The organism is Pseudonocardia oroxyli (genome assembly GCF_900102195.1).
In the GTDB taxonomy this organism is placed as follows: domain Bacteria; phylum Actinomycetota; class Actinomycetes; order Mycobacteriales; family Pseudonocardiaceae; genus Pseudonocardia; species Pseudonocardia oroxyli.
Genome location: NZ_FNBE01000003.1, coordinates 85,507 through 110,564 on the forward strand (window position 1 = coordinate 85,507; position 25,058 = coordinate 110,564).

Annotated in this window: 24 protein-coding genes and 1 pseudogene; 11 read left to right on the forward strand and 14 right to left on the reverse strand. The window is 73.8% G+C overall.

What is annotated here, in order from left to right; translation table 11 throughout:
• Window positions 1-472 precede the first annotated feature (472 nt).
• Window positions 473-667: pseudogene (locus tag BLS43_RS31945) on the forward strand (MarR family transcriptional regulator); the annotation flags it as partial.
• 344 nt (window positions 668-1,011) lie between these two features.
• On the opposite strand, the gene BLS43_RS05410 reads toward BLS43_RS31945, so the two are convergent.
• Window positions 1,012-1,857 (reverse strand): polysaccharide deacetylase family protein, encoded by an 846-nt coding sequence (locus BLS43_RS05410; protein WP_093077680.1) that lies wholly within the window; start codon window positions 1,855-1,857, stop codon window positions 1,012-1,014.
• Window positions 1,858-1,917: 60 nt separating this feature from the next.
• Between BLS43_RS05410 and BLS43_RS05415 the strand changes: the two genes are divergently transcribed.
• Window positions 1,918-2,841 (forward strand): hypothetical protein, encoded by a 924-nt coding sequence (locus BLS43_RS05415; protein ID WP_176921184.1) that lies wholly within the window; start codon window positions 1,918-1,920, stop codon window positions 2,839-2,841.
• Here BLS43_RS05415 and BLS43_RS05420 read toward each other — a convergent pair.
• Window positions 2,838-3,260, reverse strand: a complete 423-nt coding sequence (locus BLS43_RS05420; protein ID WP_093077685.1) for a hypothetical protein — start codon at window positions 3,258-3,260, stop codon at window positions 2,838-2,840. The two genes, BLS43_RS05415 and BLS43_RS05420, sit on opposite strands and share 4 nt — an antisense overlap.
• Before the next feature lie 52 nt (window positions 3,261-3,312).
• Window positions 3,313-3,876, reverse strand: a complete 564-nt coding sequence (locus BLS43_RS05425; protein WP_093077688.1) for an acyltransferase — start codon at window positions 3,874-3,876, stop codon at window positions 3,313-3,315.
• 112 nt (window positions 3,877-3,988) lie between these two features.
• Between BLS43_RS05425 and BLS43_RS05430 the strand changes: the two genes are divergently transcribed.
• Together BLS43_RS05430 and BLS43_RS05435 are read left to right on the forward strand one after the other, a co-directional pair.
• On the forward strand, window positions 3,989-5,563 hold the full coding sequence (locus BLS43_RS05430) for a lipopolysaccharide biosynthesis protein (RefSeq protein ID WP_143029947.1): 1,575 nt from the start codon (window positions 3,989-3,991) through the stop codon (window positions 5,561-5,563).
• Window positions 5,564-5,598: 35 nt separating this feature from the next.
• Complete coding sequence (locus tag BLS43_RS05435; protein WP_093077693.1) at window positions 5,599-6,981, forward strand: glycosyltransferase family 4 protein; 1,383 nt, start codon at window positions 5,599-5,601, stop codon at window positions 6,979-6,981.
• Between the two features lie 17 nt (window positions 6,982-6,998).
• Here BLS43_RS05435 and BLS43_RS05440 read toward each other — a convergent pair whose 3' ends face one another.
• The 7 genes from BLS43_RS05440 to BLS43_RS30910 all read right to left on the reverse strand — a co-directional run bounded on the left by BLS43_RS05440 (window position 6,999) and on the right by BLS43_RS30910 (window position 15,406).
• Window positions 6,999-8,006 carry a glycoside hydrolase family 16 protein gene (locus BLS43_RS05440; protein ID WP_218129719.1) on the reverse strand — a complete coding sequence of 336 codons (1,008 nt, stop codon included), beginning with the start codon at window positions 8,004-8,006 and terminating at the stop codon, window positions 6,999-7,001.
• Complete coding sequence (locus tag BLS43_RS05445; RefSeq protein ID WP_093077695.1) at window positions 8,003-9,244, reverse strand: glycosyltransferase family 2 protein; 1,242 nt, start codon at window positions 9,242-9,244, stop codon at window positions 8,003-8,005. The genes BLS43_RS05440 and BLS43_RS05445 overlap by 4 nt, the downstream gene beginning before the upstream one ends.
• 32 nt (window positions 9,245-9,276) lie before the next feature.
• Window positions 9,277-10,977: a choline dehydrogenase gene (locus BLS43_RS05450; RefSeq protein ID WP_093077697.1), complete on the reverse strand. Its 1,701-nt coding sequence runs from the start codon at window positions 10,975-10,977 to the stop codon at window positions 9,277-9,279.
• Window positions 10,978-11,210: 233 nt separating this feature from the next.
• On the reverse strand, window positions 11,211-11,591 hold the full coding sequence (locus tag BLS43_RS05455) for a hypothetical protein (protein WP_093077700.1): 381 nt from the start codon (window positions 11,589-11,591) through the stop codon (window positions 11,211-11,213).
• The gene (locus BLS43_RS05460; RefSeq protein ID WP_093077703.1) at window positions 11,588-13,582 is read right to left on the reverse strand and encodes a hypothetical protein; all 1,995 of its coding nucleotides are present in this window, start codon (window positions 13,580-13,582) and stop codon (window positions 11,588-11,590) included. Before BLS43_RS05460 ends, BLS43_RS05455 begins: the two co-directional genes overlap by 4 nt.
• On the reverse strand, window positions 13,579-13,950 hold the full coding sequence (locus BLS43_RS05465) for a hypothetical protein (protein ID WP_093077706.1): 372 nt from the start codon (window positions 13,948-13,950) through the stop codon (window positions 13,579-13,581). Before BLS43_RS05465 ends, BLS43_RS05460 begins: the two co-directional genes overlap by 4 nt.
• Before the next feature lie 160 nt (window positions 13,951-14,110).
• A complete protein-coding gene (locus BLS43_RS30910; protein WP_245707317.1) occupies window positions 14,111-15,406 on the reverse strand; it encodes a glycosyltransferase family 2 protein in 1,296 nt (431 codons plus the stop codon).
• A 362-nt stretch (window positions 15,407-15,768) separates the two neighbouring features.
• On the opposite strand from BLS43_RS30910, the gene BLS43_RS05475 reads away from it, so the two are divergent.
• The 5 genes from BLS43_RS05475 (at window position 15,769) to BLS43_RS05495 (ending at window position 19,362) form a co-directional block, all read left to right on the forward strand.
• A complete protein-coding gene (locus BLS43_RS05475; protein ID WP_093077709.1) occupies window positions 15,769-16,671 on the forward strand; it encodes a glycosyltransferase family 2 protein in 903 nt (300 codons plus the stop codon).
• A gap of 216 nt (window positions 16,672-16,887) precedes the next feature.
• Window positions 16,888-17,562 (forward strand): energy-coupling factor ABC transporter permease, encoded by a 675-nt coding sequence (locus tag BLS43_RS05480; RefSeq protein ID WP_245707318.1) that lies wholly within the window; start codon window positions 16,888-16,890, stop codon window positions 17,560-17,562.
• Window positions 17,559-17,876, forward strand: coding sequence for a PDGLE domain-containing protein (locus BLS43_RS05485; RefSeq protein ID WP_093077711.1), 318 nt, complete (start codon window positions 17,559-17,561; stop codon window positions 17,874-17,876). The genes BLS43_RS05480 and BLS43_RS05485 overlap by 4 nt, the downstream gene beginning before the upstream one ends.
• Entirely contained in the window at window positions 17,873-18,637 is a 765-nt protein-coding gene (gene cbiQ / locus BLS43_RS05490) for a cobalt ECF transporter T component CbiQ (protein WP_093077713.1), read from the forward strand. The genes BLS43_RS05485 and cbiQ overlap by 4 nt, the downstream gene beginning before the upstream one ends.
• The gene (locus tag BLS43_RS05495) at window positions 18,622-19,362 is read left to right on the forward strand and encodes an energy-coupling factor ABC transporter ATP-binding protein (protein WP_093077716.1); all 741 of its coding nucleotides are present in this window, start codon (window positions 18,622-18,624) and stop codon (window positions 19,360-19,362) included. The genes cbiQ and BLS43_RS05495 overlap by 16 nt, the downstream gene beginning before the upstream one ends.
• A 54-nt stretch (window positions 19,363-19,416) precedes the next feature.
• On the opposite strand, the gene BLS43_RS05500 is transcribed toward BLS43_RS05495, so the two are convergent.
• From BLS43_RS05500 to BLS43_RS05510, 3 genes are all read right to left on the reverse strand, one after another.
• Window positions 19,417-20,637 (reverse strand): SPFH domain-containing protein, encoded by a 1,221-nt coding sequence (locus BLS43_RS05500; RefSeq protein ID WP_143029948.1) that lies wholly within the window; start codon window positions 20,635-20,637, stop codon window positions 19,417-19,419.
• A 12-nt stretch (window positions 20,638-20,649) separates the two neighbouring features.
• Complete coding sequence (locus BLS43_RS05505) at window positions 20,650-21,078, reverse strand: NfeD family protein (protein WP_093077719.1); 429 nt, start codon at window positions 21,076-21,078, stop codon at window positions 20,650-20,652.
• Window positions 21,079-21,157: 79 nt separating this feature from the next.
• Entirely contained in the window at window positions 21,158-21,973 is an 816-nt protein-coding gene (locus BLS43_RS05510) for a DUF3097 domain-containing protein (protein WP_093077721.1), read from the reverse strand.
• Window positions 21,974-22,167: 194 nt separating this feature from the next.
• Between BLS43_RS05510 and BLS43_RS05515 the strand changes: the two genes are divergently transcribed.
• The gene (locus tag BLS43_RS05515) at window positions 22,168-22,953 is read left to right on the forward strand and encodes a hypothetical protein (protein WP_093077724.1); all 786 of its coding nucleotides are present in this window, start codon (window positions 22,168-22,170) and stop codon (window positions 22,951-22,953) included.
• A gap of 88 nt (window positions 22,954-23,041) precedes the next feature.
• Here the strand turns inward: BLS43_RS05515 and BLS43_RS05520 are convergent, their stop codons facing one another.
• Window positions 23,042-23,893 carry a LysR family transcriptional regulator gene (locus BLS43_RS05520; protein WP_093077727.1) on the reverse strand — a complete coding sequence of 284 codons (852 nt, stop codon included), beginning with the start codon at window positions 23,891-23,893 and terminating at the stop codon, window positions 23,042-23,044.
• A gap of 70 nt (window positions 23,894-23,963) precedes the next feature.
• Here BLS43_RS05520 and BLS43_RS05525 point away from each other — a divergent pair, with 70 nt between their 5' ends.
• A complete protein-coding gene (locus BLS43_RS05525) occupies window positions 23,964-25,049 on the forward strand; it encodes an FAD-binding oxidoreductase (RefSeq protein ID WP_093077729.1) in 1,086 nt (361 codons plus the stop codon).
• Window positions 25,050-25,058 lie beyond the last annotated feature (9 nt).

A 25,058-nucleotide genomic window follows, 5' to 3' on the forward strand; every position in this document is an offset into this window, starting at 1 on the left:
TGGCCCGGTGGTCGGATGGTCCGACCTGGAACGACAGGGATTCGGAATCATCCGGGACCTGAGCAGCGCGCCGCAACGCCCTTGACCGGTCCTGCGCCGCCTGGACGGTCATCGTGTCGGACCATCAGAAACCTGAACAGCGCGCCGCAACACCCCTGCCCCGTCCTGCGCCGCCCGGAAGGCCGCGATGCCGGACCATCAGAAACCTGAGCAACGCGCCGCACCACGCCTGACCGGTCCAGCGCCGCCCGGAAAGCCACGGCGCCGGACCATCCGGAACCTGAGCAGAGTGCCGTCCGCCCTGCTCAGGGTCCTGTGCCGCGAGAACGAGTGGAGGCGGACGGTTTCGCACCGGAATCTGCGAAAACCGCTCGCGGACCGGTGCGGCCGGTCAGACTCCGGATCGGCGCAGCGGAACCGACAGGAGCAGACCATGCGGTACGACCACATCACCTTCAGCCACTGGCTCGCGATGGCGGCCGGGGCCTCGGACCGGGCCTTGGACCGGCGGCTCGTGCGGCACGGGTCCACGCGCACCACGTGGCGGATCCTGTCGCACCTCGCGGTGCGCAAGCAGGAGACCCAGGCGGATCTCGGGCGGCTGCTCGGCATCACGGCGCAGACCGCGTCCGACCACGTCCGTCGGCTCGAGATCGCCGAGACCATCCAGAAGTATCCGGATCCGTACGACCGGCGCAGCCACATCATCGAGATCACCGAGCACGGCCGGCGGGTCGCGGCCGAACTGCAGGCGGTGAGCGACGAGCACGCAGGTCCTCAGGATCAGCACGAGGCTCGCGCGGCTCGTCGAACGTCTGGACGCGGAGGAGACCACCTACCGCGCCGAGCGTCGCGAGGCCCTGGACAACCGGCGCCTCGACGAGCTCCTCGCCCGCCGCCGCGCCGCGGACCCGGATCTCGACGACGAGCGCGCAGGCTGAGCGCCGCCCGAGGGTGGCCGAGAAGCCGCGGCCACTCGTCCTCGGCGCGAGCCGAGCGACCGCGAGTCCCTCAGCGCGGGCCGAGGAACCACTCCTCCCAGTCGTCGAACGCGCCGTTCAGGGCGGCGCGGAAGACGAGGGGGCGGTCGATCCGGGTGATGAACGTGCGCGGGACGGTGTGGGCGGGTCGGGTGTCGACGGCCTGGGCGTACACGGTGCGGTAGACGCGGGCGGCGATCTCCCCGGCCGCGGGGGTCCAGTTGGCGGACTGGCCGAACGGGATGGCGAACTCGTCGATCTCGTGGCCGAGCATCTTCTCCAGCCGCTCGCGCGACTCGACCAGCTCGCGCTCCGCGGCGGCCGGGTCGAGGCGGCCGAAGTCCGGGTGCGACGCCGAGTGGCTGGCCAGCGTGACCCCCGCCTGTTCGAGCCGGGCCAGGCCGTCCCAGTCCAGGACGTGCTCGTATCCCGCGGAGTGACCGCCGTCCGCCCACCCGCTGACGACGAACATCGTGGAGGGGACGCCGTGGTGCCGCAGGACCGGGACGGCGTGGTCCAGCACGCTGGTGGCGCCGTCGTCGAAGGTGATCGCGAGCTGTCGGCGCGCCGGGTCGGCGAGGACCTCGGCGGGTGTGGCGAAGGTCCAGCCGTCGTCGATCGCCAGCTGCAGGTGCTTCTCGAAGTCCGCGGGGCGGACGTCGTTCACGCCCCAGGAGTCCGTGCCGATGGAGTGGTAGGCCAGGATCCGGCCGACTCCCGCGGAACGCGGCTTCTCCGTGCGGGTGCGGGTGCGGACCGACTCGTCGAGGGCGAGGCCCCAGCGTTCGGCCCGCATCCGACCGGCGACCGCGCAGCGGTACGCGAGCTGCGCCGCGGGGAGCTCGCCGACCTTGCTGCGCAGCGACTGGATGTCCACCCGAGCAACCCTAACGAGTGCCGCCGGTACCCTGGACCCGCCCCACCGACACGCGGGCGGGTGAGCCGAGAGGACACGATGGCCGAGCAGATCCCCCACGGCACCCGCCTGCACCGTCTCGTCGAGCACCTGCGCCACGGCGAGGGTCTCGGGCTCGCGACCGGCGCGGCGCGGCAGGCCGCGCGGGGTGTCCGGTCCGTGGTCCGGGTGGGAGACGCGGCGGGCCGGGCGCGGATGGTGCGCCTGCTCGCCGAGTCCGCCCTCGGGCGCGAGGAGGACCAGCGGCCCGCCTCGTCCGCCCGGCCGTTCCGGGTGCCGGAGCTCGGCGACCGCATCGTCTGGCTGCGCCCGCGCTCGCGCGACCTGCGCGCCTTCCAGTTCCTCGCCGAGGGCCACCACATGCCGCCCGCGGACATGCCGGGCCCGGTCCGCCACATCGCGGTGTTCGGCGCCAACATCGGGCTGCTGCTCGCCGATCTGGCCGACGAGTACCCGGAGGCCCGCGTCCTGGGCGTCGAGCCGGACACGGACAACGCGGTGCTCGCCCGCCGCAACCTCGAACACCTCGGCGGGCGCGGGCGGATCGTCGAGACCGCGGTCTGGCACCGGGACGCCACGCTGCAGGTCGGCTGGGACCGGGACGCCTGGGGCGTGAACATCACCGACACCGCCCCCGAGCAGCCCCCGGCGGCGAGCGACGACAGCCTGCAGCCGCGGATCGAGGCGGCGGACGCGGGCCGGATCCTCGCGGACTGGACCGGCGGCGCGCCCGTCGACTACCTGCTGGTCAGCGTGGAGAGCGCGTGGCAGGAGCTGCTCGCCCACGGCGACTGGGCGCGAGACGTCCGCTGCATCAAGGTCGAGATCTCCGACGCCCGCACCGTCGCGGTCGCCGACGAGGCCGTCCCGATGCTCGAGAAGCTCGGCTTCCGGGCCCGCCTGCAGACCCTGCCGTGGGGCGCCTTCGCGATCGGCCTGCGTTAGCGCTTGGCCCCGGCCAGAATGACGCCGGCCAGCAGCGCCGGGATCGTCCACTCGACGGCGTGGATCGTGGTCTCCGGCACCTCCTTGGACCCCATGACGGCGGTGCCCGCGGTGAGCCCGGCGGCGGCGGTCGTCAGGCCCACGCCGACGACGTTCGCGGTGCTCCGGCGGGTGGCCAGCTGCGCCACGCCGCCCAGGAACGTGGCGGCCAGGGCGGCGCGCGAGATCGGGGTCCACTTCGCCCAGCCCGCGCTGACCACGCGCTCGCGGTCGGCGGGGGTGCCCGCGGCGTCCGCGGCGGCGTTGAGTCCGGAGGCGCCCATCAGGGAGCCGCCGAACCAGGCCGCCGCCCCGACGTCACGCAGGGCCCTGGTCGCGGCGCCGAAGGCGGTGGTCCGGTCGGATGCGGTGCGGGCCATGTCTCTCCTCGGGGAGCGGGGAACGGTGCGGACGTACCGTAGCGACGGGCGCTCAGCGGACCCGGAGGCCCTCACCCGACCGCTCGTGCGCGGTGCCGCAGTCCGCGCACACCAGCGAGTCCCCGAGCCGCTCCCCGCACACGCACACCCAGCCCTTCACCCGCGCCGGGTTGCCCGCCACGAACGCGTGCGCGGGCACCGAGCGGGTCACGACGGAACCGGCGGCGGCGAAGGCGTGCTCCCCGATCTCCGTCCCGCAGACGACGACGGTGCCCGCGCCGAGCGTGGCGCCGCGGCGGACCGTGGTCGGCAGGAGGGCGTCCCCGCCGCGCTTGATCGCCGCCCGTGGCCGGAGGTCGTTGGTGAACAGGACGTTCGGGCCGAGGAACACATCGTCCTCACAAGTCACCCGTTCGAACACGAGCGTGCCGTTCTTCACGGTGACGTTGTCACCGAGCACGGCGCCGCCCTCGACGAACGCGCCGTCGCAGATGTTGCAGTCCCGCCCGACGCGCGCACCCGGCAGGACGTGCGCGAACGCCCAGACCCGGGTCCCGGCACCGACGTCGTCGCTCTCGCACAGACCCTGCGGATGCACCCGCACCTGCTCGCTCATGGCGGGGACACTAGGTAACCCGGTCGGTGCACCCGGCAGAGGCCCCCGAGGGGGTGCCCACTACGCTCGTCAGGCCACGGTGGAGGCACCAGCACAGGCACGATCACATCGGGTGGGTAGCGCGGTAGTGGACTCCGACAACGAGCGGACGCAGAAGCTCCGGCGTACCGCCGTCTCGTGGGTGACCGGCCGTAACACCGCCCACCGCGACACGGGTCCCGGCGCCGACCCGTACGCGGACCCGGCGACCGAGCGGTTCGCCGCCGTCGTCCCGGCGCCGGGCGCGGCCGCGGCGACCGCGCCGGTGCCGATCGTCGAGCCGGCGCCGGCGGCCGGGTCGGAGCAGCCGAAGCGGAAGGGCCTGCTGCCCAGCCTGGAGCTGAACGCCTTCTCGCTGATGGCGGCGACCGGCATCACGGCCGTGGTCGGGCTCGGTTTCTGGGCGATCGCGGCCCGCCTGCCCGCCGCGGAGGTCGGCCGGTCCTCGGCCATCCTCTCCACGGCCACGATGTTCTCGCAGATCGCGGCCTCGAACGTCGGGCTGCTGTTCGGCCGCGTGCTCGCCTCGGCCCACGGGCGCGGCCGGCGGCTGGTGCTCGCGGGCTACGGCATCGCGACCGTGATCGCGCTGCTGCTCGGCTTCGGGTTCCTGCTGTTCTTCCCGCACCCCGAGCTGTTCCCGACGACCTGGGACCGGCTCGGGTTCCCGCTGCTCGTCGTGCTGCTGGCGCTGTCCACGCTGCAGGACTGGGTGCTCACCGGCCTGCGCAGGTCCACCTGGATCCCGCTGGAACAGCTGCTGTTCGCGCTCGGGAAGATGGGGCTGCTCATCCTGTTCGCCTCGCTGGCGTTCGAGAAGGGCATCCTGGTCGCCTGGGCGATCCCGATCATCGTGTTGCAGCTGGTGATCGCGCCCATCCTGTTCCTGCGGCTGCTGCCGCGCATCCCGCCGCCCGGCCCGGGCACTCCCCCCATGCCCGACCGCCGCGGGCTGCTGACGATCTTCCTCGCGGAGTACGCGACCGGCGCCGTCACCGTGGTGATCCCCCTGGTGCTGCCGCTGCTGGTCGTGGCCCGGCTCGGGACCGAGGCGAACGCCTACTACGCGCTCCCCTGGCTCGTCGCCGAGTCGTTCAGCCTGCTGATCTGGAACATCAGCTCGTCCTACGTCGTCGAGGCCAGCCACGACCGGCGCCAGCAGTGGGCCCTGATGCGGCGGACGTTCCGGCTGAGCTACGCGATCGGCGTCCTCGGCGTGCCCGCGCTGTTCTTCCTGGCGCCGTGGCTGCTGTCGATCCTGGGAGACGCGTACTCCGACGAGGGCACCTGGGTGCTGCGCTACGCGGTGCTCGCGATCCCCTTCACCATCGTCAACATGAACTTCATCAACACCTCCCGGCTGCGCAACCAGATGGGGCGCGTGGTCGTCCTGGAGGTGTTCACCGCGGCGCTCGTCATCGGGCTCGCGATCGTGCTGATGGACCGCATGGGGGTCGGGGGCGCCGGGCTGGCGTTCCTGCTCGCCCAGGCGCTCACCGCGGCCGTCGTCGCGGTGCCGCTGCTGCGGTACATCGCCACCCTGCGCCGCCAGGCGCGCGCCGAGGAGGAGGCCGCCCCCGACGGGGCGGAGGCCGACCTCGACGAACCGGGCGCCGAGCGTTCCGACCGACAGCCGGTCGAGCGCTGAGAGCCGGCGCTGAGAGACAGACGGGAGACCACGACGTGACCTGGCCGAACGGTGCGCTCCGGCTTCCGACCGGAGAGCGGCGCCTGCGCCTGCTCGTCGTGCTGCACAACCTCGGCATCGGCGGCAGCCAACGCAACTCCGTCGACCTCGCCGCGGGCGCCCGCGACCTCGGCCACGAGGTCCACATGGCCGGCCCGCCCGGCGTGCTCGAGGACGTCATCGCCGAGCAGGGCCTGCCCTTCGAGGCCATCGAGGAGCTGAGCCCGGACAACATCGCACCCACCGCGCGCAGCGCCTACCGCCGCATGCGGGACGTGGTGCGCCGGGTGCAGCCCGACCTCGTGCACACCTACGAGCTCACCCCGTCGATCCTGATGTTCCTCGGCCCGCACCGCTCCGACGACGTGCCGATGACCATGACGATCAACAGCATGTCGGTGCCGGACTTCATGCCCGGCTCGATCCCGCTGCAGGTCTGCGGCCCGCTCATCGCCATGGAGACCCGCGAGCGCAGCGGCTCGATCGGGATCCTGGAGATCCCCACGGACGTCGTCGGGCAGTACCCGGGCTACCCCGGCGGAGACGACTTCCGCGCCGAGATGGGCGTGAAGCCGGACGAGATCATGGTCGTCGCGGTCAGCCGGTTCGCCCGCGCCCTCAAGCAGGAGGGCCTGGAGACGGCGATCCGCGCGGCCGGGCGCCTCGCCGCGCGCTACCCGGTCCGGCTCGTGCTGGTCGGCGACGGTCCCGCGATGCCCGAGCTGCAGGCCCTGGCCGCGGCCGTGAACGCCCGCGCGGGCCGCGAGGTCGTCACGCTGCCCGGGCTGCGGGTGGACCCGCGCCCGGCCTACGAGTCGGCGGACATCGCGCTCGGCATGGGCGGCTCCGTGCTGCGGGCCATGGCCTTCGGCAAGCCGTGCATCGTGCAGGGCGAGCACGGGTTCTTCAAGGTCCTGGACCGCCGCTCGGCGCGCGAGTTCCGGTGGCACGGGTTCTACGGCATCGGGGACGGCGGCACCGGCGAGGACGTCCTCGTCCGCGAGTTCGAGTCGCTGCTGGCGGACCCGGTGCGGCGGCGGACGAACGCCGCCTTCGCCCTGGAGCTGGTCCGGCGGCACTACAGCCTGCAGCACGCCCTCGACGTCCAGCTGGCCTGGTACCGCAAGGCCCTCGCCGAGCACGTGAAGCCCTCCCGCGCCGAGATCGCGCGCACGATCGCGGGGGTCGGCAGCTACTTCGCGGGCCGGGCGGCCGGGCGGATCCGCCCGGACACGTTCAACAGCTCCGAGCGCATCGGCCCGGGCATCGCGGCACCCGTCCCGGCCTGGTTCGACCCGGACCTGGACACCGACACGGGCAGCATCGACATCGCCAACGCCAGAACCCTGAAGATGCCCGCGGCCCGCCGCCCGCAGTGACCCCGCAGTGGGGCGGATCAGCGGAGCGGGTACTCCTTGATCCAGTCCACCTGCATCTCGGACTCCCGCACGTTGTCGGGGTCGCCGTTCTCCGGGAACCAGTCCAGCTGGATCGTCAGGTGCATCGGCCGCGGCGGGAGGTGGCTCTTGTCCTCGTTGCGGTACCACTCCTGGCCGTCGAGGTAGGCCACGATGTGGTCGGGGGTCCACTCGACGGCCCAGTTGTGCCACTGGGTGGCGTCGACGGCGACCTCGCCGTGGTCCTGGTTGTTGTTGCGCCCGTAGTGCAGGAAGAACTCGACGCTCTGCCGCGACGAGTCGGTGGCCTCCATGAAGTCCACCTCGCCGCCGCGCGGCCAGTCCTCCGCGTCCGGCCACAGCAGGAGCAACGCGTGGTAGGTCGGGTCGCTCTCCGGCAGCCGGACCCGACCCTCCCAGCGCCCGTACATCTGGCCCGGGTACAGCGCCATGCCGCCGGTGTTGCCGTCGGAGTCGCCCGTGATGGTCAGGATGCCGTCCCGCACGCTGATCGCGTCCGGGGTGCGGCGGCCGTTGCCGTCGTGGCCCTGGCCGTTGTACAGGTTCCAGCCCTGCGGGCGCGGGCCGTCGAACTCGTCGACCCGGCTCGGCTCACCCCAGCCCAGCAGCGTCGCCGCGCTGGTCTCGGTGCCCGCGCTCGGGGTCTCAGTGGTCGACGTCGGGCCCGGCGGCTCGGCGGGCTGCGGCCGCGCCTGCTCCGACCCCGGCCGGGAGAGCAGCACCGCGATCAGCGCCACGATCGCGACCAGGGCGACGCCGCTGACGACGTAGAGCGTCCTGCGGGACACCGTTCGCGGCGGCGCCTCGTCGACGACCGGCTGCGGCGTGGTGCCGGGGCCGGTCCAGTCCGTCGAGGACGGCTGGGGGGCCGGCTCGGCGGGCGGCACCGGCGTGGTGCGCTCCCCCGGGTCGGACGTCTGCGGGTCGGGCTTCTGGTGCTCGAGGGGCCCGGTCGGCTGCTCCGGCGGCTCGGGCGGGGTCGTCACTGGTTCTCAGTCCCCATCGGAGAGAGTCGGGGGATCCGCCCGCCGGACCGGCGGGCGGCGCGCCTGCCGCGGACGTAGGCGGTGCCACCGTCCGCGATCCAGGTGATGCGCTCGCGCAGGCTGCCCGCCGCCATGCCGTCTCCGGCGGTGGCCTCGCGGTCGCCGATCTGGCGGAACTGCGCGACGGCGGCCGGGAGCCGCTTCGCCGCCATCAGGCCCGCCTTCGGGTCCAGCGCGATCTTGGTGAGGAACCCGCCCAGGCCCATCGAGTAGCCCCGCAGCTGGCTGCGCAGCTCCTCGGGCGAGGAGCGGTGGTGGTGCCACACGTAGGCGCCCGGGTCGTAGCCGACCTGGTGGCCCGCGAGCACCAGCCGGACCATGAACTCGCAGTCCTCGCCGCCGCGGGTCGGGGCGCCCGCGCCGAGGGCCTCGTCGAACCCGCCGACCGCCCGCGCGATGTCCGCCCGGACGGCGAAGTTCGCGCCGATGCCGAACAGGCCCGGCGAGAACGGGAAGATCGCGGAGTCCTCGGGCGGATCCGCCAGCGAGTAGCGGCGCGACTCGAACCCGCGGTTCCAGACGAGCGCCCGCTCCGCCGCGAGCTCCTCCTCGGTCTCCAGCCGCGCCCCGACGACCGGGCCGCTCACGCAGGCCAGCCCGGGCTCGGCCGCGAACACCGCGGCGATCCGCGAGGCCCAGCGGCCGTCCACCTCGGTGTCGTCGTCGGTGAAGGCGACGAGCGCGGTGGCCGCCTCGCGCAGGCCCCGGTTGCGCCCCACGGACAGGCCCCGGCGCGCCTCGCGGACGTACACCACGCCGCGCTCCGCGAACTCCTCGGCGACGCGCTGCGTGGCGTCGTCGACGGGGTCGTTGTCCACGACGACCACCGTGACGGCCGGGTGGTCCCCGGCGACGACCGCGGCGAGGCTCTTCCGGAGGCTCTCCGCCCGCCCCCGGGTCGCGATCACGACGGTCAGCGGCTCGGCGGAGTCCGGCAGCGCCGTCTCCTCCCCCGAGTCCTCGCCGATCTGGGCGTCGATCGCCGCCCGCACCGTCGACGTCGTCGCGCGGCCGCCGACGAGCCCGACGGTGATCAGCCCGACGGGCACGTCCCCGGCGGTCACGAGCAGCCGGGCGGCCGAGTAGCGCGGGTCGACCGCGAGGTCGAGCGCGTCCGGGCCCAGGGCCCGTCGGTCCACCCGGCCCACCCAGGCCGGTGCCCGCTGGGGCAGTTCCATCGAGCAGTCCTCCGAGGTGGGGGTGGGTGTTGTCAGGCCGAGCCGACCGGGCTGACGACCGCGTCCGGGGCCGCGGACGGCCGCGCCTGCGACACGACCTCGGGCCGGGCGAGCCGCACCGCCTCGAGCGGGGTGTTGCCGAGGATCATGTCGGAGGCCTTCTCGGCCACCATCAGCGTCGGCGCGTAGGTCTGGGTGTTGGTGACGGTCGGGAAGACCGACGCGTCGACGACCCGCAGACCCTCCAGCCCGTGCACCCGCATCGACGAGGGGTCGACGACGTCGTCCGCCGTGGTCCCCATCCGCACGCTGCCGGTGGGGTGCAGACCCGTCTGCGCCGCCTCCGCGACCCAGGCGATCAGCTCCTCGTCCGTCTGCACCGCCGGGCCGGGGACGACCTCCCCGCCGTCGACGCCCGCGAACGCAGGCTGCGACATGATGTCCCGCGCGATCCGGATCGCCTTGACCCAGTCGTCCCGGTCCCGCTGGTTGTCCAGGTAGTTGAACACGATCCGCGGGTGCTGGGTGGGGTCGGCGGACTTCAGCGTGACGCTGCCGCGCGAGCGCGCCGCCATGGTGCCCACGTGCACCTGGTACCCGTGCCCGTCCACGATGCGCTTCTCGTCGAACTTCATCGCCATGGCGGCGAAGCCGATGATCACGTCCGGGAAGGCCATGTCGTCGTTGCTGCGGATGAACCCGGCGGCCTCGAACATGTTGCTGGTGGCGGGCCCGCGGCCGGCGAGCCACTGCAGGCCCATCTTCGGCCAGTTCTTCTTGTCCTTCATGTGCACCATCGAGATGGGCTGGGTGCACGAGTGCTGGACCTGGACCGCGAGGTGGTCCTCGAGGTTGTAGCCGACGCCGCGCAGCTCGTGCAGCGGCGCGACACCGACGGCGGCCAGCTCGTCCGGCCTGCCGACGCCGGAGAGCTGCAGCAGCTGCGGGGTGTTGAAGGCCCCACCGGACAGGACGATCTCCTTCGCCCGGACGATCCGCTCGCCGTCCGAGGTCCGGTAGGTCACGCCGACGGCGCGGTTCCCGGAGAAGATCACCTGGGTGGCCAGCGCGTGGGTCCGCACCTCGAGGTTGGGGCGGCCCATCACCGGGTGCAGGTAGGCCTGCGACGACGACTGGCGGCGGCCGCGGCGGATGTTGCGGTCGAACGCCGCGAACCCCTCCTGCACCGCGCCGTTGAGGTCGGCGGTGAGGTTGTAGCCGGCCTGCTGGGCGGCCTCGAAGAACAGCGAGAACAGCGGGTGGTCCGCGGGGGCCTTCTCGACGGTCTGCAGCCCGCCGCGGCCGCGGTACTCGTTCCCGCCGAAGGTCAGCGAGTCCTCGATGCGCTTGAAGTACGGGAGGACGTGCTCGTAGTCCCACGCCTCGTCGCCGGTGACCCGGCCCCACTCGTCGAAGTTGGCCGGGTGGCCGCGCACGAACGTCATGGCGTTGATGGAGCCGGAGCCGCCGAGCAGCTTGCCGCGGGGCTGGTCCATGCGCCGGTTGTTCATGAACGGCTCGGGCTCGGACTGGAAGTGCCAGTTGTGCGACTCGCTCGCGATGGCGAGGCCCATCGCGGCGGGCATGTGGGTGAAGACGTCCCAGAAGGGATCCGACTTGCCCGCCTCCAGGAGGAGTACCCGGTTCGCCGGGTCGGCGCTGAGACGGTTCGCCAGGACGCACCCGGCGGCCCCGCCACCGACGACGACGAAGTCGTAGACCTGATCCGACATGGGGTTGGAAGCCCTCCCTGGACAAGAACTGCAGCTGCTGCGATCGATGCCCCCCGCGGTTCGGCGGTTGCGGTTCACCCGAACCGCCGAATCGGCAGCGGCGTCACGATATCGCGCGGCGATCGACGTCCCGCGGCGGGACGTGCCACTGCTGACCGACGTCGTCGTCGAGAGCCTTGTTACCGCCCCGGGTGGGGCGTCGGTGCTGGTGGGCGCCGGTTTCCCGGCGTTCGTCAAGGGCCCGCGGCCGTGCCCGCGGGCGGGACCGCGGGGGCCTGGGCGGGGTTGCCGTGCTCGTCGACGGGTGCGTTCGGGTCGGCCGGAGGCGCGTTCGGGGCGACGACCGGTCGCGGCTGGTCCAGCGGTAGGCCCGTGACGGGGTCCGTCCGGTGCACCACGGCGTCGAACACCTGCTGGCCGCCCTGGATCCAGAGCATCCCGGCCACCAGGCAGACCATGACGACCGAGGCGCCGGTGAGCGCGCGGATCCGGCCCGGGGTGCGGGTCAGCCTCCCGCGGCTGCTCTCCACCACCCAGGCCCGGACGCCGAGCACGACCAGCAGGCCGAAGAACGACAGCCACACCCAGCGGTCGAAGGAGGGGTCCAGGGTCATCCCGGCCTCCCCTGCGTGGTCGCGTCGATCACCGGTGCGCCCGTCTTGCGGAGCACGAAGTCGTACGGGTCGTCCGGGTGCTGGAACCACATGTAGTACTGGCCGCTCGCGGTCAGCGCGTTCGCCAGGTCCAGCGACCAGCCGGGCTTGTTGAGGAACAGGTGCACGCCCTGGGCCTCGATGTCCCGGAAGTTCACGATCACGTCGGGGTTGATCTGGGCGATGCAGGACAGCATCTGCTCCTGGGTGCCCGCCGCCGCGATCCGGCCGCAGCCCTCGATGCCGCCGCCGCGGCCGAAGCTGGTGAGCCCCTCGATGGCGAACGGCCCGGGGTCCGACAGCGGCATGACGTTCTGCCCGGGCGGCGTGGTGGCCACGACCTGCCGGTACATCTCCGCGTCTCGCGGGTAGACGACCTGGTAGGAGTCGTTGCCGCCGCGGAGGAAGATCAGGATCGCGAACAGCGCGACCATGCCCACCGCGAGCACCGGGCGCATCCAGCCCCGCCACCGCACCAGGAAGCGCAGCAGGTCCGCGCCCAGGATGGTGAGGATCGGCAGGCCGAACAGCAGGATCCGGAGGAAGCCCTCGCCGCCGTAGCCCTGCGCGGCGAAGCCCATCGGGACGACCGCGAGGCCGATCGGCACCAGGTCCCGCCTGCGGCGCCAGTAGATGATCGCGCCGAGGAAGCCCAGGCCGTAGGACAGCGCGGCGATGAGGAACCGGCCGTACTTGACCACCTGCTGCCCGAAGTCGCCGGTCAGCCGGTCGCCCACGCCGGACTCCAGCGCGGCGCCGGTGTTGCCGTCGCCGATGAACAGGGTGATCTGGTTCATCCAGATGTCCCGCGCGGCGATCAGGATGAACAGGACGACGCCGATGATCCCGATCAGCACCAGACCGCGGCCCCGGTAGCGGCCGACGATCGCGAGCAGGGCCAGCTGGCCCAGGATCGCGAACGGCGTGAGCTGGTGGGCCGGGATGACCGCGAGGATGCACAGCGCGGCGCAGAAGTAGACCAGCAGCAGCTGGCGCGGCGGCAGCGTCGGCCGGTTCGGCGGGGTCCCCGCCGACACCAGCCACCGGTGCCACAGCGGCAGCCGTTTCGCGCCCAGGTGGGGCGCGGGCCAGCCCGGGGCGCCGCTGGGGTCCGTCCGGCGGGTGGCCAGCGGGCCGAGCGCGAAGGTCAGCACGGTGAGCAGCAGGCATATGCCCGTGGCCTGCGGCGAGAAGTAGTCCTGCTCGATCCAGTTCAGGCCGACGAACAGCCAGGCCGCGGCCCACGGGGCGCGGGTGCCCCCGAGCATCGAGCGGGCCAGCGCGTAGATCCCGATCGCCCACACCGTGACGACGGCGGGCGGGAACCAGCGCAGCACCACGTCCAGCTGGTCGGCGCCCGCGGCCTCGCGGAACCACGCCCACTGGGCGAAGAACGCGGGCCAGGAGAACCGGGCGTCGAGACCCTGGGGCGGCACACCGTTGGCGACCGCGACCGCGTCGACGAAGCCCGTGATGGTCCAGGCGGTACCGAAGCGCGCGGCGGGCTGGATCACCGACGGCAGACCCGTCGAGCACAGGATCAGCACGCCGGTGGCCGCGCCGAGCATCGGGATGCGCGGCCTGCGGGCGTAGAGCTCGGAGAGGCAGGCGCCGATGGCGAACAGCAGTGCCGCCCAGGCCACCGGGCCGAGGACCTTGGCCAGGCCCCAGCCGTCCAGCGCGTCGAGGTCGGTGGTCGCGGTGGCCAGCGGCAGCATGGCGAGCGCGAGCACGGCGAGGACCGGCGAGAGCCAGCGGTCCAGCAGCGGCCGGTTCCGCTCGACCCAGGTGGGGGTCGGCGGGTCCTCGGCGGGCGGCGCCGGGATGACCGGCAGTGCGGTCGTCGGCGGGTCCGCCACGTCCCGCGGCGGCCGGAGCGGGCCGAGGATCTGGGTCTCCTCCGCGCTCGGGGAGCCGTTCCCGGCGCCCTTGCGGGTGTCCTGTGTCGTCACTGGGCGACCACCGCGTGGCGCAGCAGGAAGGGCACGCTGAGTCCGGTCACGATGTAGAGCATCAGGTCGGGGTGCCACCAGGTCGCGCTGACCATGATCTGGGCGGCGAGCAGGGTGGTGGCGATGCCGACGCCGAGCGTCAGCAGCCACATGTGGGCCGCCGGGGCGCGGCGCAGGAAGCCCGCCGCCGCCCAGCCCGGGCCCAGCAGCAGGAACCCGATCGTCACGGCCAGCCGGAGACCGGAGCCGCCTGCCACGTCGAACAGGGCCAGCAGGCAGGCCGTGACGCCCGCGAGGACGAGCATGACCGCGACGCCGCGCCGCGCCGTGCGGGCGCGTGTCAGCTCCGCAGCGGTTGGCATGCTCACCGCGTGACTCCGTTCCTGGCCGGCCCGAGCCGGTCGTTCCAGTGTTCTCCGCCCCGGCGGTAGGGCGCGGACCCCGGCGTCCCCGCCGGGGTCCACGATCGCTCGACCGCCCGCCACGAGTATGACGGGCGGCCCGCCGCCGCCGGAGGGGAGGCCCCCGTCAGGAGGCCTCCTCCTCGAGGGCGTAACGCGCGTCGACGGCCTCGCGCTGCGCCGCCGCGCGGTCGGGCGCGGGGCGGTCGGATCCGACGGCCGGGCGGTTGACCGGGCGCGGCGAGGGGCGCTGCGCCGGACGCGGCCCGGCGACCGGGGTGACGTCCTCGGTGGGGCTGACCGCGGTGAAGTGCGCGGTCACCGGCTCGGTGGTGGGCGGGACGGGCAGCGTGTCCCGCTCCGGCCGGTGGTGCGGGCGCGGCGCACCCAGCCCGTCCTGGGGCGCGAAGCCGTTCTGCGGGGCGAAGCCGTTCTGCGGGGCGAAGCCGTTCTGCGGGGCGAAGCCGTTCTGCGGGGCGAAACCGTTCGCCACGGCGTGCCCGTTCGACACGGCGTGCCCGTTCGACACGGCGTGCCCGTTCGGGGCGGCGTGGCCGTTCTGGACCGCGTGCCCGTTGCGGGCGGGCTGTCCGTCACGGACCGGGGGCTGCGTGGGGCGCTGGGCCGGAGCGATCCGGGCGGCGGGCTGCGCACCCTTCAGCGCATCCTTCTGCTCGGTCTTCTTCGAGGCCCGGCGACGCTCGGCGGCCAGGGTGCGAAGCACCCGGGTGCCGTCGGCGAAGGTCCGCAGGTTGGTGTCGCCGAACATCCGCTCGCGCTCGTAGGACGGCACCTCGGTCACCCGCAGGTCCGCGGCCGCGACGCGGCAGGCGAGCACGGTCTCGATCTCGAAGCCGTCCCCCCACAGCATCGACCCGTCCCCCGGTGCTGGAGCGTCCACCGCCGGCAGCTCCAGGAGCGGCAACAGGTCCGCCCAGAAGGCGTTGTACCCGTAGCAGAGGTCCGAGTGGCGCGTGCCGAACAGCATGTTGGCCACGCCGTTGAGCCCGGCGTTCCCGCTGCGCCGCAGCAGGGTGATGTCGTCGCTCCCGCCGCCGCGAGCGAAGCGCGTGCCCTTCGCGAAGTCCGCGCCGTCGACCAGCGCCTGGACGAACGCCGGGATCTCCGCCGGGTCGGCCGAGCCGTCGGCGTCGAACATCACGATGATGTCCCCCGTGGCGGCCGCGAAGCCGCACGCCATCGCGTTGCCCTTGCCCTTGCGGGTCTGCTCGACGATCCGCACCCACGGGAGCACCCGCCGGGCGGTCTCGATCGTGCCGTCCACGGAGTTGCCGTCGACCACGATGATCTCGTGGACCGCGGGTCGCACGGCCGCGATCGCCGGCAGCACCACCTGGAGGTTGCGCGCCTCGTTCCGCGTCGGCACCACCACGGACACCGTCGGTTGCTGACTGCGCTGCATCGCAGTTGTCCCCCTCATCGCACGTCGGGTGCGTCTGTACTGACGTCTTGGCGTCCGACTACTGCAGGTCGTGCTGTCACCCGTTTCCTCGTCATCGAACGGGTTATCTGACGACCACCGGAAAGCGTTACGTGACCTGTGCTGTGCGACACGTCCGCGCTGTCACCCGATCGGACTGACGCCGGCCACCCGACCGTGACTCCCCGATGGTGGGCCTGGTCCGGATGCACGACCCGAACCTTACGGACAGTGCGCCCGTCACACCGACCCGGGGGCCCGCCGGGACCGCTCGGTAGAGTGTCGGACCATGCGATCGCAGCGCCCGTGCCCCCGCCCCGACCTGCGCACACGGTGAGCCCGCAGTGACGGCGGGCGGACCGGTCGGGCCGGTTCCGGGCCTGGCCCCCGCGGTGTCGGTGGTCGCGGCCATCACGGACGGCGACGAGCACCTCGGCGAGACCATCGGTTCCGTGCTCGACCAGACCGAGCGGGACTTCGAGCTGGTGCTGTTCGACAACGCCAGCCGGGACCGCACGTTCGAGGTCATGCGCAGCTTCTCCGACCCCCGCATCCGGATCACCCGCAGCGGGGAGCGCCTGCCGCGCAGCGAGGCCCGCAACCGGGCGCTGCGGTTCAGCTCCGGGGCGCTGGTCAAGACGGTCGTCGACGGTGACCTGCTGCACCCCCGCTGCCTGGAGCTGCAGAGCCAACCGCTGCTCGACGACCCGGGCCTCGCGCTCGTCGCGGCGCGCAGGCACGTCGTCGACGACCGCAGCCGGGTGCTGGTCCCCCGGCGCGGGCTCAACGGGCTGATCGGCACCCGCAGCGGGGACGAGGTGGCCCGCAAGATCGTGCGGGGCCGGGCGAACCTCATCGGGGACGCGTGCAACGTGCTGTTCCGCCGGGAGAGCATCGACGCGGCGGGCGGCTGGCGCGGCCGCCGGGACGAGCTGCTCGACCTGGACTGCTGGTTGCGCCTGCTCCACCACGGGGACTTCCTCGGCAGGCCGGAGCCGCTCGCGGCCGTCCGGATGAACGGCGTGCCCGGCCAGCCCGGCTACGCCGACCGGGTCGCGGGCGAGCACCACGCGATCGTCGCCGAGCTGTCGGGGTCCTCGGCCTACCAGGTCCGCGTCGCGGACCGCGCGATCGGCGCGGTCACCGCCCCGCTCGGCGCGCTGCGCCGCGCCGGGCTGGGGATCGTCGCGGGCCGGTCGGCCAAGCGGGCGGAGAAGGAACGGGAGCGCGAGCTCGCGGACGCCTGATCGGTGCACGGGGCGAGCGGACACCCGGCCGCGGCGGCACACTCCACCCGTTCGTGACCGGCGTCACCGCCCCCTCCGACCGGACGGTTGCCAGGCCTGGGTTCTCGCCAGAGCTTTGCATCAGCGAACAGAAGGTGGTGAGCTGGACCGCGGCGCCGGCCCCGGCGCCGCGACCTCGGCTCACCCGGGAGGCCCCGCGTGGTCAGCGCGATGCACATGAGCGACGGGCTCGTGAACGCCCCGACGTCCCTCCTGTTCGGCGCGATCGCGATCGTCGGAATGGCACTGTGCCTCTGGCGGGCGCGCACCGACCTCGACGACCGCACGGCCCCGATGGCGGGCCTGGTCACGGCGTTCGTGTTCGCCGTCCAGATGATCAACTTCCCGATCCTGCCCGGGGCGAGCGGCCACCTGCTCGGCGGCGCCCTGGTCGCGATCCTGGTCGGCCCGTACGTGGGGGCGGTCTGCATCGGGATCGTGCTGCTGGTGCAGGCACTGCTCTTCGCCGACGGCGGGCTGACCGCGCTCGGCATGAACGTCACGAACATGGCGCTGATCGGCACGTTCGTCGGGTACGGGGTGGCCGTGCTGCTCCGCGGCCTCGCCCGGCGCGGCCGGGGCGGGCTGCTCGTGGTCGCCTTCACGGCGGCGTTCGCCAACACCGTGGTCGCCTCGCTCGGGTTCGTGCTCGAGTACGCGATCGGCGGGGCGGGCGGCGCCTCGCTCGGCACGGTGTTCACGCTGATGGTGGGCCTGCACGCGCTGATCGGCATCGGTGAGGGCGTGATCACCGCCGCGACGGTGGGGGCCGTGGCGGCCGTGCGACCGGACCTGGTGCACCTGCTGCGCGGCACGGGTCCGACGCTCGTCCGCAAGGAGGCCACGGCGTGAGGCGGTTCTGGATCGGCTTCGCCCTGGTCGCCCTGCTCGTCGCGGGCGGACTGTCCTACTTCGCCAGCCCGGACCCGGACGGTCTGGACACGGTCGCGTTGAACGGCTGCACCGAGACCGACGCCGGCCTGCAGGGGACCTGCATCGCCCAGCACGCCACCGAGCACCACACGTCGGCCTCTCCCCTGGCGGACTACTCGGTGTTCGGCGGGCACGGCACCGTCGGGCCGGCCGGGATCATCGGCGTCCTGGTGGTGCTCGTCCTCGCGGGCGGGCTGTTCCGGCTGCTGCGCAGGCGCGCACCCCGCGGATGAGCGCCGGCCACGCGCACCCGCTCCACCTGCCGCGGGACTCGGTGGTCCACCGGCTCCCGCCACAGGTCAAGATCGTCGCCGCGTTCCTCGGCGTCGTCTGCGTGGTGGCGACGCCCCGGGAGGCCTTCGCCGTCTTCGCCGGGTTCGCCGTGCTGCTCGTCGCGGTGTGGGTGGCGGCCCGGATCCCGGTCGTCTGGATCCTCCGCCGCTCCGTCATCGAGCTGCCGTTCGTGGTGCTCGCGGTCCTGCTGCCGTTCACCGGCCCCGACCCGCGGATCGACCTGCTCGGGCTGTCGCTGTCCGAGCCGGGCCTGCTCGGCGCCTGGAACATCCTGGTCAAGGGCACCCTCGGCGTCCTGATCTCGCTGACCCTCGCCGCGACGACGCCGATGCGGGACCTGCTCGTCGGCCTGCAGCGGCTGCATGCCCCGGCCCTGGTGACCACCATCGCGACCCTGATGCTGCGCTACCTCGACGTCATCGCGGGCGAGGCGCGGCGGATGCACCTCGCCCGGGTCTCCCGCGGCCACGACCCGCGCTTCCTGTGGCAGGCCGGTGCGACGGCGCGGGGCGTCGGCGCGTTGTTCCTGCGGTCCTACGAGCGCGGCGAGCGCGTGCACCTGGCCATGCTGTCCCGGGGCTGGACGGGTGCCATGCCGGTGCTCGTCGAGGACCGGACCACGCGCGCGGACTGGGCCCGCGGCCTCGCCCCGGTGGGCGTCGCGGCCGCGCTGGCGGTGACCGGATGGGTGATCCTGTGACCGTGCACCCGTCCCTGCTGGTCAAGGACCTGCTCTTCGCCTACCCCGACGGCCACCAGGCGCTGCACGGCGTGGACCTGCGGATCGAGCCGGGCGAGCGGGTCGCCCTGCTCGGCCCCAACGGCGCCGGCAAGACCACGCTCGTCCTGCACCTCAACGGCATCCTGGCGCCCGGCGCCGGGACCGTCGAGGTCGCCGGGATGGCGGTGCGCAAGGACACCGCGCAGGAGATCCGCCGCCGGGTCGGGATCGTCTTCCAGGATCCCGACGACCAGCTGTTCATGCCGACCGTCCGCGAGGACGTGGCGTTCGGGCCCGCGAACTTCGGGGTCCCGGACGTCCCGGCGCGGGTCGCCGAGGCCCTCGCGGCGGTGGGGATGGCGGAGCACGCGGACCGCTCGCCGCTGCACCTGTCGGGCGGGCAGCGGCGCCGCGTCGCCCTGGCCACGGTCCTGGCCTGCGACCCCGAGATCCTGGTGCTGGACGAGCCGTCGTCGAACCTCGACCCGGTGGCCCGCCGCGAGCTCGCCGAGGTCCTGCTCGGCCTGGGTCGGACCATGCTGATGGTCACCCACGACCTGCCCTACGCCCTGCAGCTCTGCCCGCGCAGCGTGATCCTCGACGACGGCGTGGTCGTGGCGGACGGCCCGACCCGCGAGCTGCTGAGCGACACGGCCCTCCTGGCGAGACACCGCCTCGAACTCCCCTACGGCTTCGCCCTGTGAGTGGTCAGTGGTGCTGCAGCACCACTGACCACTCACGAGCGCCGGAGGCGCTGGTCAGCGGGGTGGGGCCTCCTCGGACCAGTCGCCGGTCGGGAGGCCGTTGGGCGGGGTGAGGTCGTTCGCGCCGAGCTCCGGACGCGGGGCCTGCCGGGCGATCGCGGGCGCGCCCGGCTCCTCCACCGGGTGGTTCGCCTGCGCCGTGGCGGCCGCGACCTGGCGGGCGATCTCCGGGTCGCCGGAGGTGTCGAACCAGCTCGCGACCGAGTCCTCGTCCTCCTCGGGGGCGCTGCGCACGCCGTCGTCCGGAGTGGGGGTGTACTTGAACACCCCGTCCTCCCCCGGCGCGCCCAGCATCTTCGTGAAGCCCTCCAGGGCCTTCCCGAAGTCCGAGGGCACCAGCCAGACCTTGTTCGCCTCGCCCTTCGCCATCTCCGGCAGGGTCTGGAGGTACTGGTAGGCGAGGAGCTCGGGCGTCGGGCGGCCCGCCTTGATCGCGGCGAAGGTCTTCTCGATCGCCTTCGCCTCACCCTGCGCCTTCAGGTACGACGCCGCCCGCTCACCCTGCGCCCGCAGGATCCGGGACTGCCGCTCGGCCTCGGCGCCCAAGATCGCCGCCTGCTTCGCGCCCTCCGCGGTGAGGATCTGGGCCTGCTTCTGCCCCTCCGCGCTGCGGATCGCCGACTCCCGCTGCCCCTCGGCCGTCAGGATGGTGGCCCGCTTCTCGCGGTCCGCCTTCATCTGCCGCTCCATGGACTCCTGGATCGACGGCGGCGGGTCGATGGCCTTGATCTCCACCCGCTCGACGCGGATGCCCCAGCGGCCGGTGGCGTCGTCGAGCTCGCCGCGCAGCTTGGTGTTGATCTGGTCCCGGGAGGTCAGCGTCTCCTCCAGGGTCATGCCGCCCACGACGTTGCGCAGCGTCGTCGTGGTGATCTGCTCCACGCCCGTGATGTAGTTGGAGATCTCGTACACCGCGGACTTCGGGTCGGTGACCCGGAAGTAGACGACGGTGTCGATGTTCACCGTCAGGTTGTCCTGCGTGATGACCGGCTGCGGCGGGAAGGACACGACCTGCTCGCGCAGGTCGATCCGCTCCCGGATCCGGTCCACGAACGGCACCAGGAACGCGAGCCCCGGGTCCGCCGTGTTCTTGTACTTCCCGAGCCGTTCGATCACCGCGGACGTGGCCTGCGGGATGATCTGCACGGACTTGACCACCGTGATGATCGCGAACAGCACGATCAGCACGACGACGACGAGTACCGCGACGTCCACCTGAGCCTCCCTCTACTCCGCCATGACGAGCGCGGTGGCGCCCTCGATGCGCACCACCGTCACCCGCTCGTCCGGCTCCATGACCTCTCCGTCGACGAACGCCCGCGCGGACCACTCGTCGGGCCCGATCCGGACCCGCCCGCCGTGGCCGTCGACGCGCTGGGAGACCACCGCCGATCTCCCCGCCATCCGTTCCGAGTGCTGCCGGTAGCCCTCGATCGACTGCTGTGTCCTGCGCTTCAGCGCCGGGCGCGCCGTCAACAGCAGCACGACCGACGCGAGCGCGAACACCAGCGCGCTGCCGACCCAGCCGAGCCCCAGGGCGGCGCTCCCGCCCGCGGCCAGCGCCGCGACGCCGAGCATCGCGAGCACGAACTCCCCCGCGAGGACCTCACCGACGAGCAGCAGGATTCCCGCGATCACCCAGATCAGCGGCACCATGGCGCCCAGTCTGTCAGAGTTCAGCGGTCCGGGTCCGCGATGATCATTTCGGGTCGGTCTCGTTCCGTTGCGCCGTCGATCAGTGCTCGACGGTCACGAAGTCGATCAGCTGCTCGACCGCGCCGATCAGGCTCGAGTCCAGGTCCCGGAAGGACTTCACCGCGCCCATCACCCGACGCGCGCCGTCCGCGGGCTCGCCCCAGCGCAGCGCCTCGCACACGCCGGTCTTCCAGTCGGTGCCCCGCGGGATCGTCGGCCAGGCCCGGATGCCGACGGCGGCGGGCTTGACCGCCTCCCAGACGTCGACGAACGGGTGCCCGGTGACCAGGACGTGCGGCCCGGCGACCGACGCGGCCTGCCGGGTCTCCATGGTGCCCGAGACGAGGTGGTCGACGAGGATGCCGAGCTTGCGGTGCGGCGCGGGCCCGAACTCGCGGACCGCGGCGGCGAGGTCGTGCACGCCGTGCAGCGGCTCGACGACGATCCCCTCGACCCGCAGGTCGTGGCCCCAGACCGTCTCCAGCAGGGCGGCGTCGTGGATGCCCTCGACCCAGATCCGGGACGCGCGGGCGGTGCGCGCCTTGACGTTCGCGACCCTCGTGGAGCCCGACGCCGACCGCCTCGGCTGAGCCTGCACCGCGGGCTTGACGAGCGTGGCCGGCTTCCCCTCGTACAGGAAGGCCGCCGGGCGCAGCGGGAACACCCGACGCCTGCCGGCGCGGTCCTCCAGCGTGACCTCGCGGATGTCGACCGCCACCACCGCGCCGCAGAAGCCGCTCGCCGGGTCCTCGACGACCAGGCCCCGCTCGGCAGGCACCTCGGGGATCGCCTTCCGTTGCTGCACACGGGTCCCGTCCGTGCCGAACAGACCGCGGTAGTCGTGGGTGCGAGGCATGCGTCGGTTGTACCCGGCCGGCCACGCCCGATCCCCGCCGACACGCGCGAGTCCCCCGCTCCGACCCCGCGAGTCCCCCGCTCCGGGCACCCCGGGCCGTCGTCGGCGCGCCGCCCGACCGCTCACCGACCGTCACGCGCTGTCACCCGCACGGCAGGGGCCGGACCGGCCCGCGCGGTGGTTAGCCTGATTCGGTGCCCCGCTCCTCCGCCACCTTCGCGGTCTGGTCCTCGGCCTGGTTGGCCGGGTCCGCCGCCCCGGACGACGTGCTGGACGCCCTCGCCCCCTGGGCGGACGCCCACGACGTCCTCGCCGCCGACGACGCCACCGCCGCCGCCACGGGCCTCCCCGCCCCCGGCGCGCCCGTCACGTCGTTGACCTTCCTGCTCGCCGCCCTGCGCCGCGCCCCCCGCGGGCCCGCGCGCCTGGTCCTGACGGCCCCCGGGGACGTCCGCGGGCTCCCGGGTCCCGGCCCCTTCGCCTCGACCGTGATCGCAGCCGAGGAGGGCGTCCTGTTCGGCGAGGCCGGGCTCGGCGTGGTGCCGTCCGCCGCGGCCGACGGGGTCGTCCGCTGGACCGTGTACGCCGTGCCGACGCCGGTCGCGCCCGCCGAGTACGTCCCGCTCGCCGAGGCGGAGAACGAGCTGCGGCGCCAGGTCCGCGAGTCGACCTCCCTGCTCACCGAGCTCGGGGTCGCACGGCACCGGCCCGGTGTCCGGGAGGAGATCGCGGCCGCGCTGCGTGCCCGGCCCGCCACCCACTGGCCCGCCGGGATGCCCCCGCGCGCCCTGCGCGTCCTGCAGCAGGCGGACGAGGTCGAGGCGATCCTGGCCGCCGCCCTGGTCGACGAGCCCGGCGGCGCGGTGACGGCGAGCGCGGCCACCGCCCGGCGGGAGGCGTTGCGCCCGTTGGAGACCGCGGTCCGGGTCGCTCGTCGGGCCGCGGTCGCCGAGGCCGTGCGGACCTACGCGCCCGCCTGACCACGCCGCGGTTCCGGGTGTCGTGCACGGTCTCCGGTCCCGTGCGCTCGGTGCAGTGCCGACCGCAGTGCGCGCACGGCACCGGCGATCAGGAACGCGCGGCGCGGGCGATCAGCGCACGTGCCGCCGGGCCGTTCGGGCCCGCCCCGCGCCAGGCCAGCAGGATCCGGCTGCGCATCTCCGGCACGATCGGCGCGGGCTCGAGCTCCAGCCCCGCCGCGCGGACCGCACCGGCGGGCAGCACCGCGACACCCAGCCCGCGGGCGGCCAGCCGCGCCAGCAGCAACGGGTCACCCGCCTCGAACGCGACCGTCGGGCGGAGCCCGGCGCGCGCACAGGCCAGGTCGAACGCCGCGCGCGGGCCGCTGCCCGCGGCCATGCACATCACGGGCCGTCGGACGAGGTCGGCGAGCTCGACCGGGCCCGCGCTGCCGACGGCGACGAGCACCTGGTCGGTGACCGCGCGGCTCTCGATCCCCGCGGGCAGCTCCTCGGCCACCCCGACCCAGGCGAGGTCCACCGTGCCGCCGACCAGCCCGGACAGCAGCTCCGCGGACGTCCCCTCGCGCAGCACCACCTCGACGTGCGGGTGCGCCGCCCGGAACTCGGCGAGCAGCTCGGGCAGGTCGGTCGCGGCGAGCGAGGGCGCCATCCCGACCACCACCCGCCCGCGCACGAGGCCCTTCAGCTCGTCGACCGCCAGCCGCGCCCCCTCGACCGCAGCCAATGCGGCGTGCGCGAAGGGGAGCACCGCCGCGCCGGCCTCGGTCAGCGCCACCCCCTGCGCCGACCGGACCAGCAGCGGCTCCCCCAGCTCCCGCTCCAGCTGCCGCAGCTGCGCGCTCACCCCGGGCTGCGCGACGTGCAGCCGCGCGGCCGCCGCCGTCACCGTCCCCTCCTCCGCGACGGCCACGAGATAGCGCAGATGACGCAGCTCCATAACCGATGATGCTAGCTGCTAGTCGGACCATCTCTTGGACTTCTGGCCGGCAGACCCCCACGGTGGACCCATGGACACCTACGGACCCGACACCGCCGAGTACGCCACCCTGACCACCGGCTACCAGACGAACCGGCCGCACCGACCGGACGTCGTCGCCGTCCCGCGGACCGTCGACGAGGTGCGCGAGGCGCTCGCCCTCGACGGGCCGCACGCCGTCCAGTCCTCCGGTCACGGGCGGGTCGCCGCGCTCGACGGCGGCGTGCTCCTCTCCACGACCCGGCTCACCGGCGTGACCGTCGACCCGCGGGCGCGCACCGCGCGGATCGCGGCGGGCTCCACCTGGGGCGACGTCGTCGCCGCGACCACCCCGCACAGCCTCGCGCCGGTCAACGGCAGCTCGCCGGGCGTCGGCGTGGTCGGCTACCTGCGCGGCGGCGGGTTCGGCATCCTGAGCCGCGCGTTCGGCACGGGCGCGGACCACCTGCGCGCCGTCGAGGGCGTGACGCCGGACGGCCGGGCGGTGCGGACCGACCGGATGCCGACGGACGCCACCGTGGTCACCGCCGTCGAGATCGGCCTGGTGGAGCTGCCGCAGGTCTGGGGTGGTGCCCTGACCGTCCCCGTCACCGACGACCTGCCCGCGCGGTTCGCCGAGGCGACCGCCGGGCTCCCGCCGGAGGTCACGGCGTCCCTCACGCTCGTCCCGTTCCCGGACTCGCCCGACCTGCCGCCGCACCTGCGCGGCACGCACCTCGGGCAGGTCCGGGTCGTCGGAACGCGGGAGATCACGCTGCCCGACCTCGGCGGCGAGGGCACGCTCCGGTGGCTGCCCTACGCCGAGGCGCACACCATCCACGCCGATCCGCCGACCCCGCACGCCTACGCCGGTGAGGCCCGCCTGCTGCGGACCACCGCCCCGGCGCTCGACGGCGTGGTGGCGGCCACCAGCCCCACGGCGGAGGTCCCGAGCGTGATCGAGCTGCGTCCGCTCGGCGGGACGCTCGCGGACGGCTGGATCCTCCGCGCGGTCACCGCCCTGGACCCCGTCACCGAGCCCCGGGCCCGCGCCGCGCACGAGACGCTCTTCGCCCCCTTCGCCGACGTCGACGAGGGCCCGGTCCGCACCTTCTGCTACGGCCGCCCCACCCCGTGAGCGGCGATG

Excerpts from the sequence above, each read along its gene's own strand:
- BLS43_RS05420 (WP_093077685.1), bottom strand. The coding sequence starts at position 3,260 with ATGGCCCGCACCGCATCCGACCGGACCACCGCCTTCGGCGCCGCGACC.
- BLS43_RS05425 (WP_093077688.1), bottom strand. The coding sequence starts at position 3,876 with ATGAGCGAGCAGGTGCGGGTGCATCCGCAGGGTCTGTGCGAGAGCGAC.
- BLS43_RS05445 (WP_093077695.1), bottom strand. The coding sequence starts at position 9,244 with ATGGAACTGCCCCAGCGGGCACCGGCCTGGGTGGGCCGGGTGGACCGA.
- BLS43_RS05450 (WP_093077697.1), bottom strand. The coding sequence starts at position 10,977 with ATGTCGGATCAGGTCTACGACTTCGTCGTCGTCGGTGGCGGGGCCGCC.
- BLS43_RS05455 (WP_093077700.1), bottom strand. The coding sequence starts at position 11,591 with ATGACCCTGGACCCCTCCTTCGACCGCTGGGTGTGGCTGTCGTTCTTC.
- BLS43_RS30910 (WP_245707317.1), bottom strand. The coding sequence starts at position 15,406 with ATGCAGCGCAGTCAGCAACCGACGGTGTCCGTGGTGGTGCCGACGCGG.
- BLS43_RS05480 (WP_245707318.1), top strand. The coding sequence starts at position 16,888 with ATGAGCGACGGGCTCGTGAACGCCCCGACGTCCCTCCTGTTCGGCGCG.
- cbiQ (WP_093077713.1), top strand. The coding sequence starts at position 17,873 with ATGAGCGCCGGCCACGCGCACCCGCTCCACCTGCCGCGGGACTCGGTG.
- BLS43_RS05495 (WP_093077716.1), top strand. The coding sequence starts at position 18,622 with ATGGGTGATCCTGTGACCGTGCACCCGTCCCTGCTGGTCAAGGACCTG.
- BLS43_RS05505 (WP_093077719.1), bottom strand. The coding sequence starts at position 21,078 with ATGGTGCCGCTGATCTGGGTGATCGCGGGAATCCTGCTGCTCGTCGGT.
- BLS43_RS05510 (WP_093077721.1), bottom strand. The coding sequence starts at position 21,973 with ATGCCTCGCACCCACGACTACCGCGGTCTGTTCGGCACGGACGGGACC.
- BLS43_RS05520 (WP_093077727.1), bottom strand. The coding sequence starts at position 23,893 with ATGGAGCTGCGTCATCTGCGCTATCTCGTGGCCGTCGCGGAGGAGGGG.
- BLS43_RS05525 (WP_093077729.1), top strand. The coding sequence starts at position 23,964 with ATGGACACCTACGGACCCGACACCGCCGAGTACGCCACCCTGACCACC.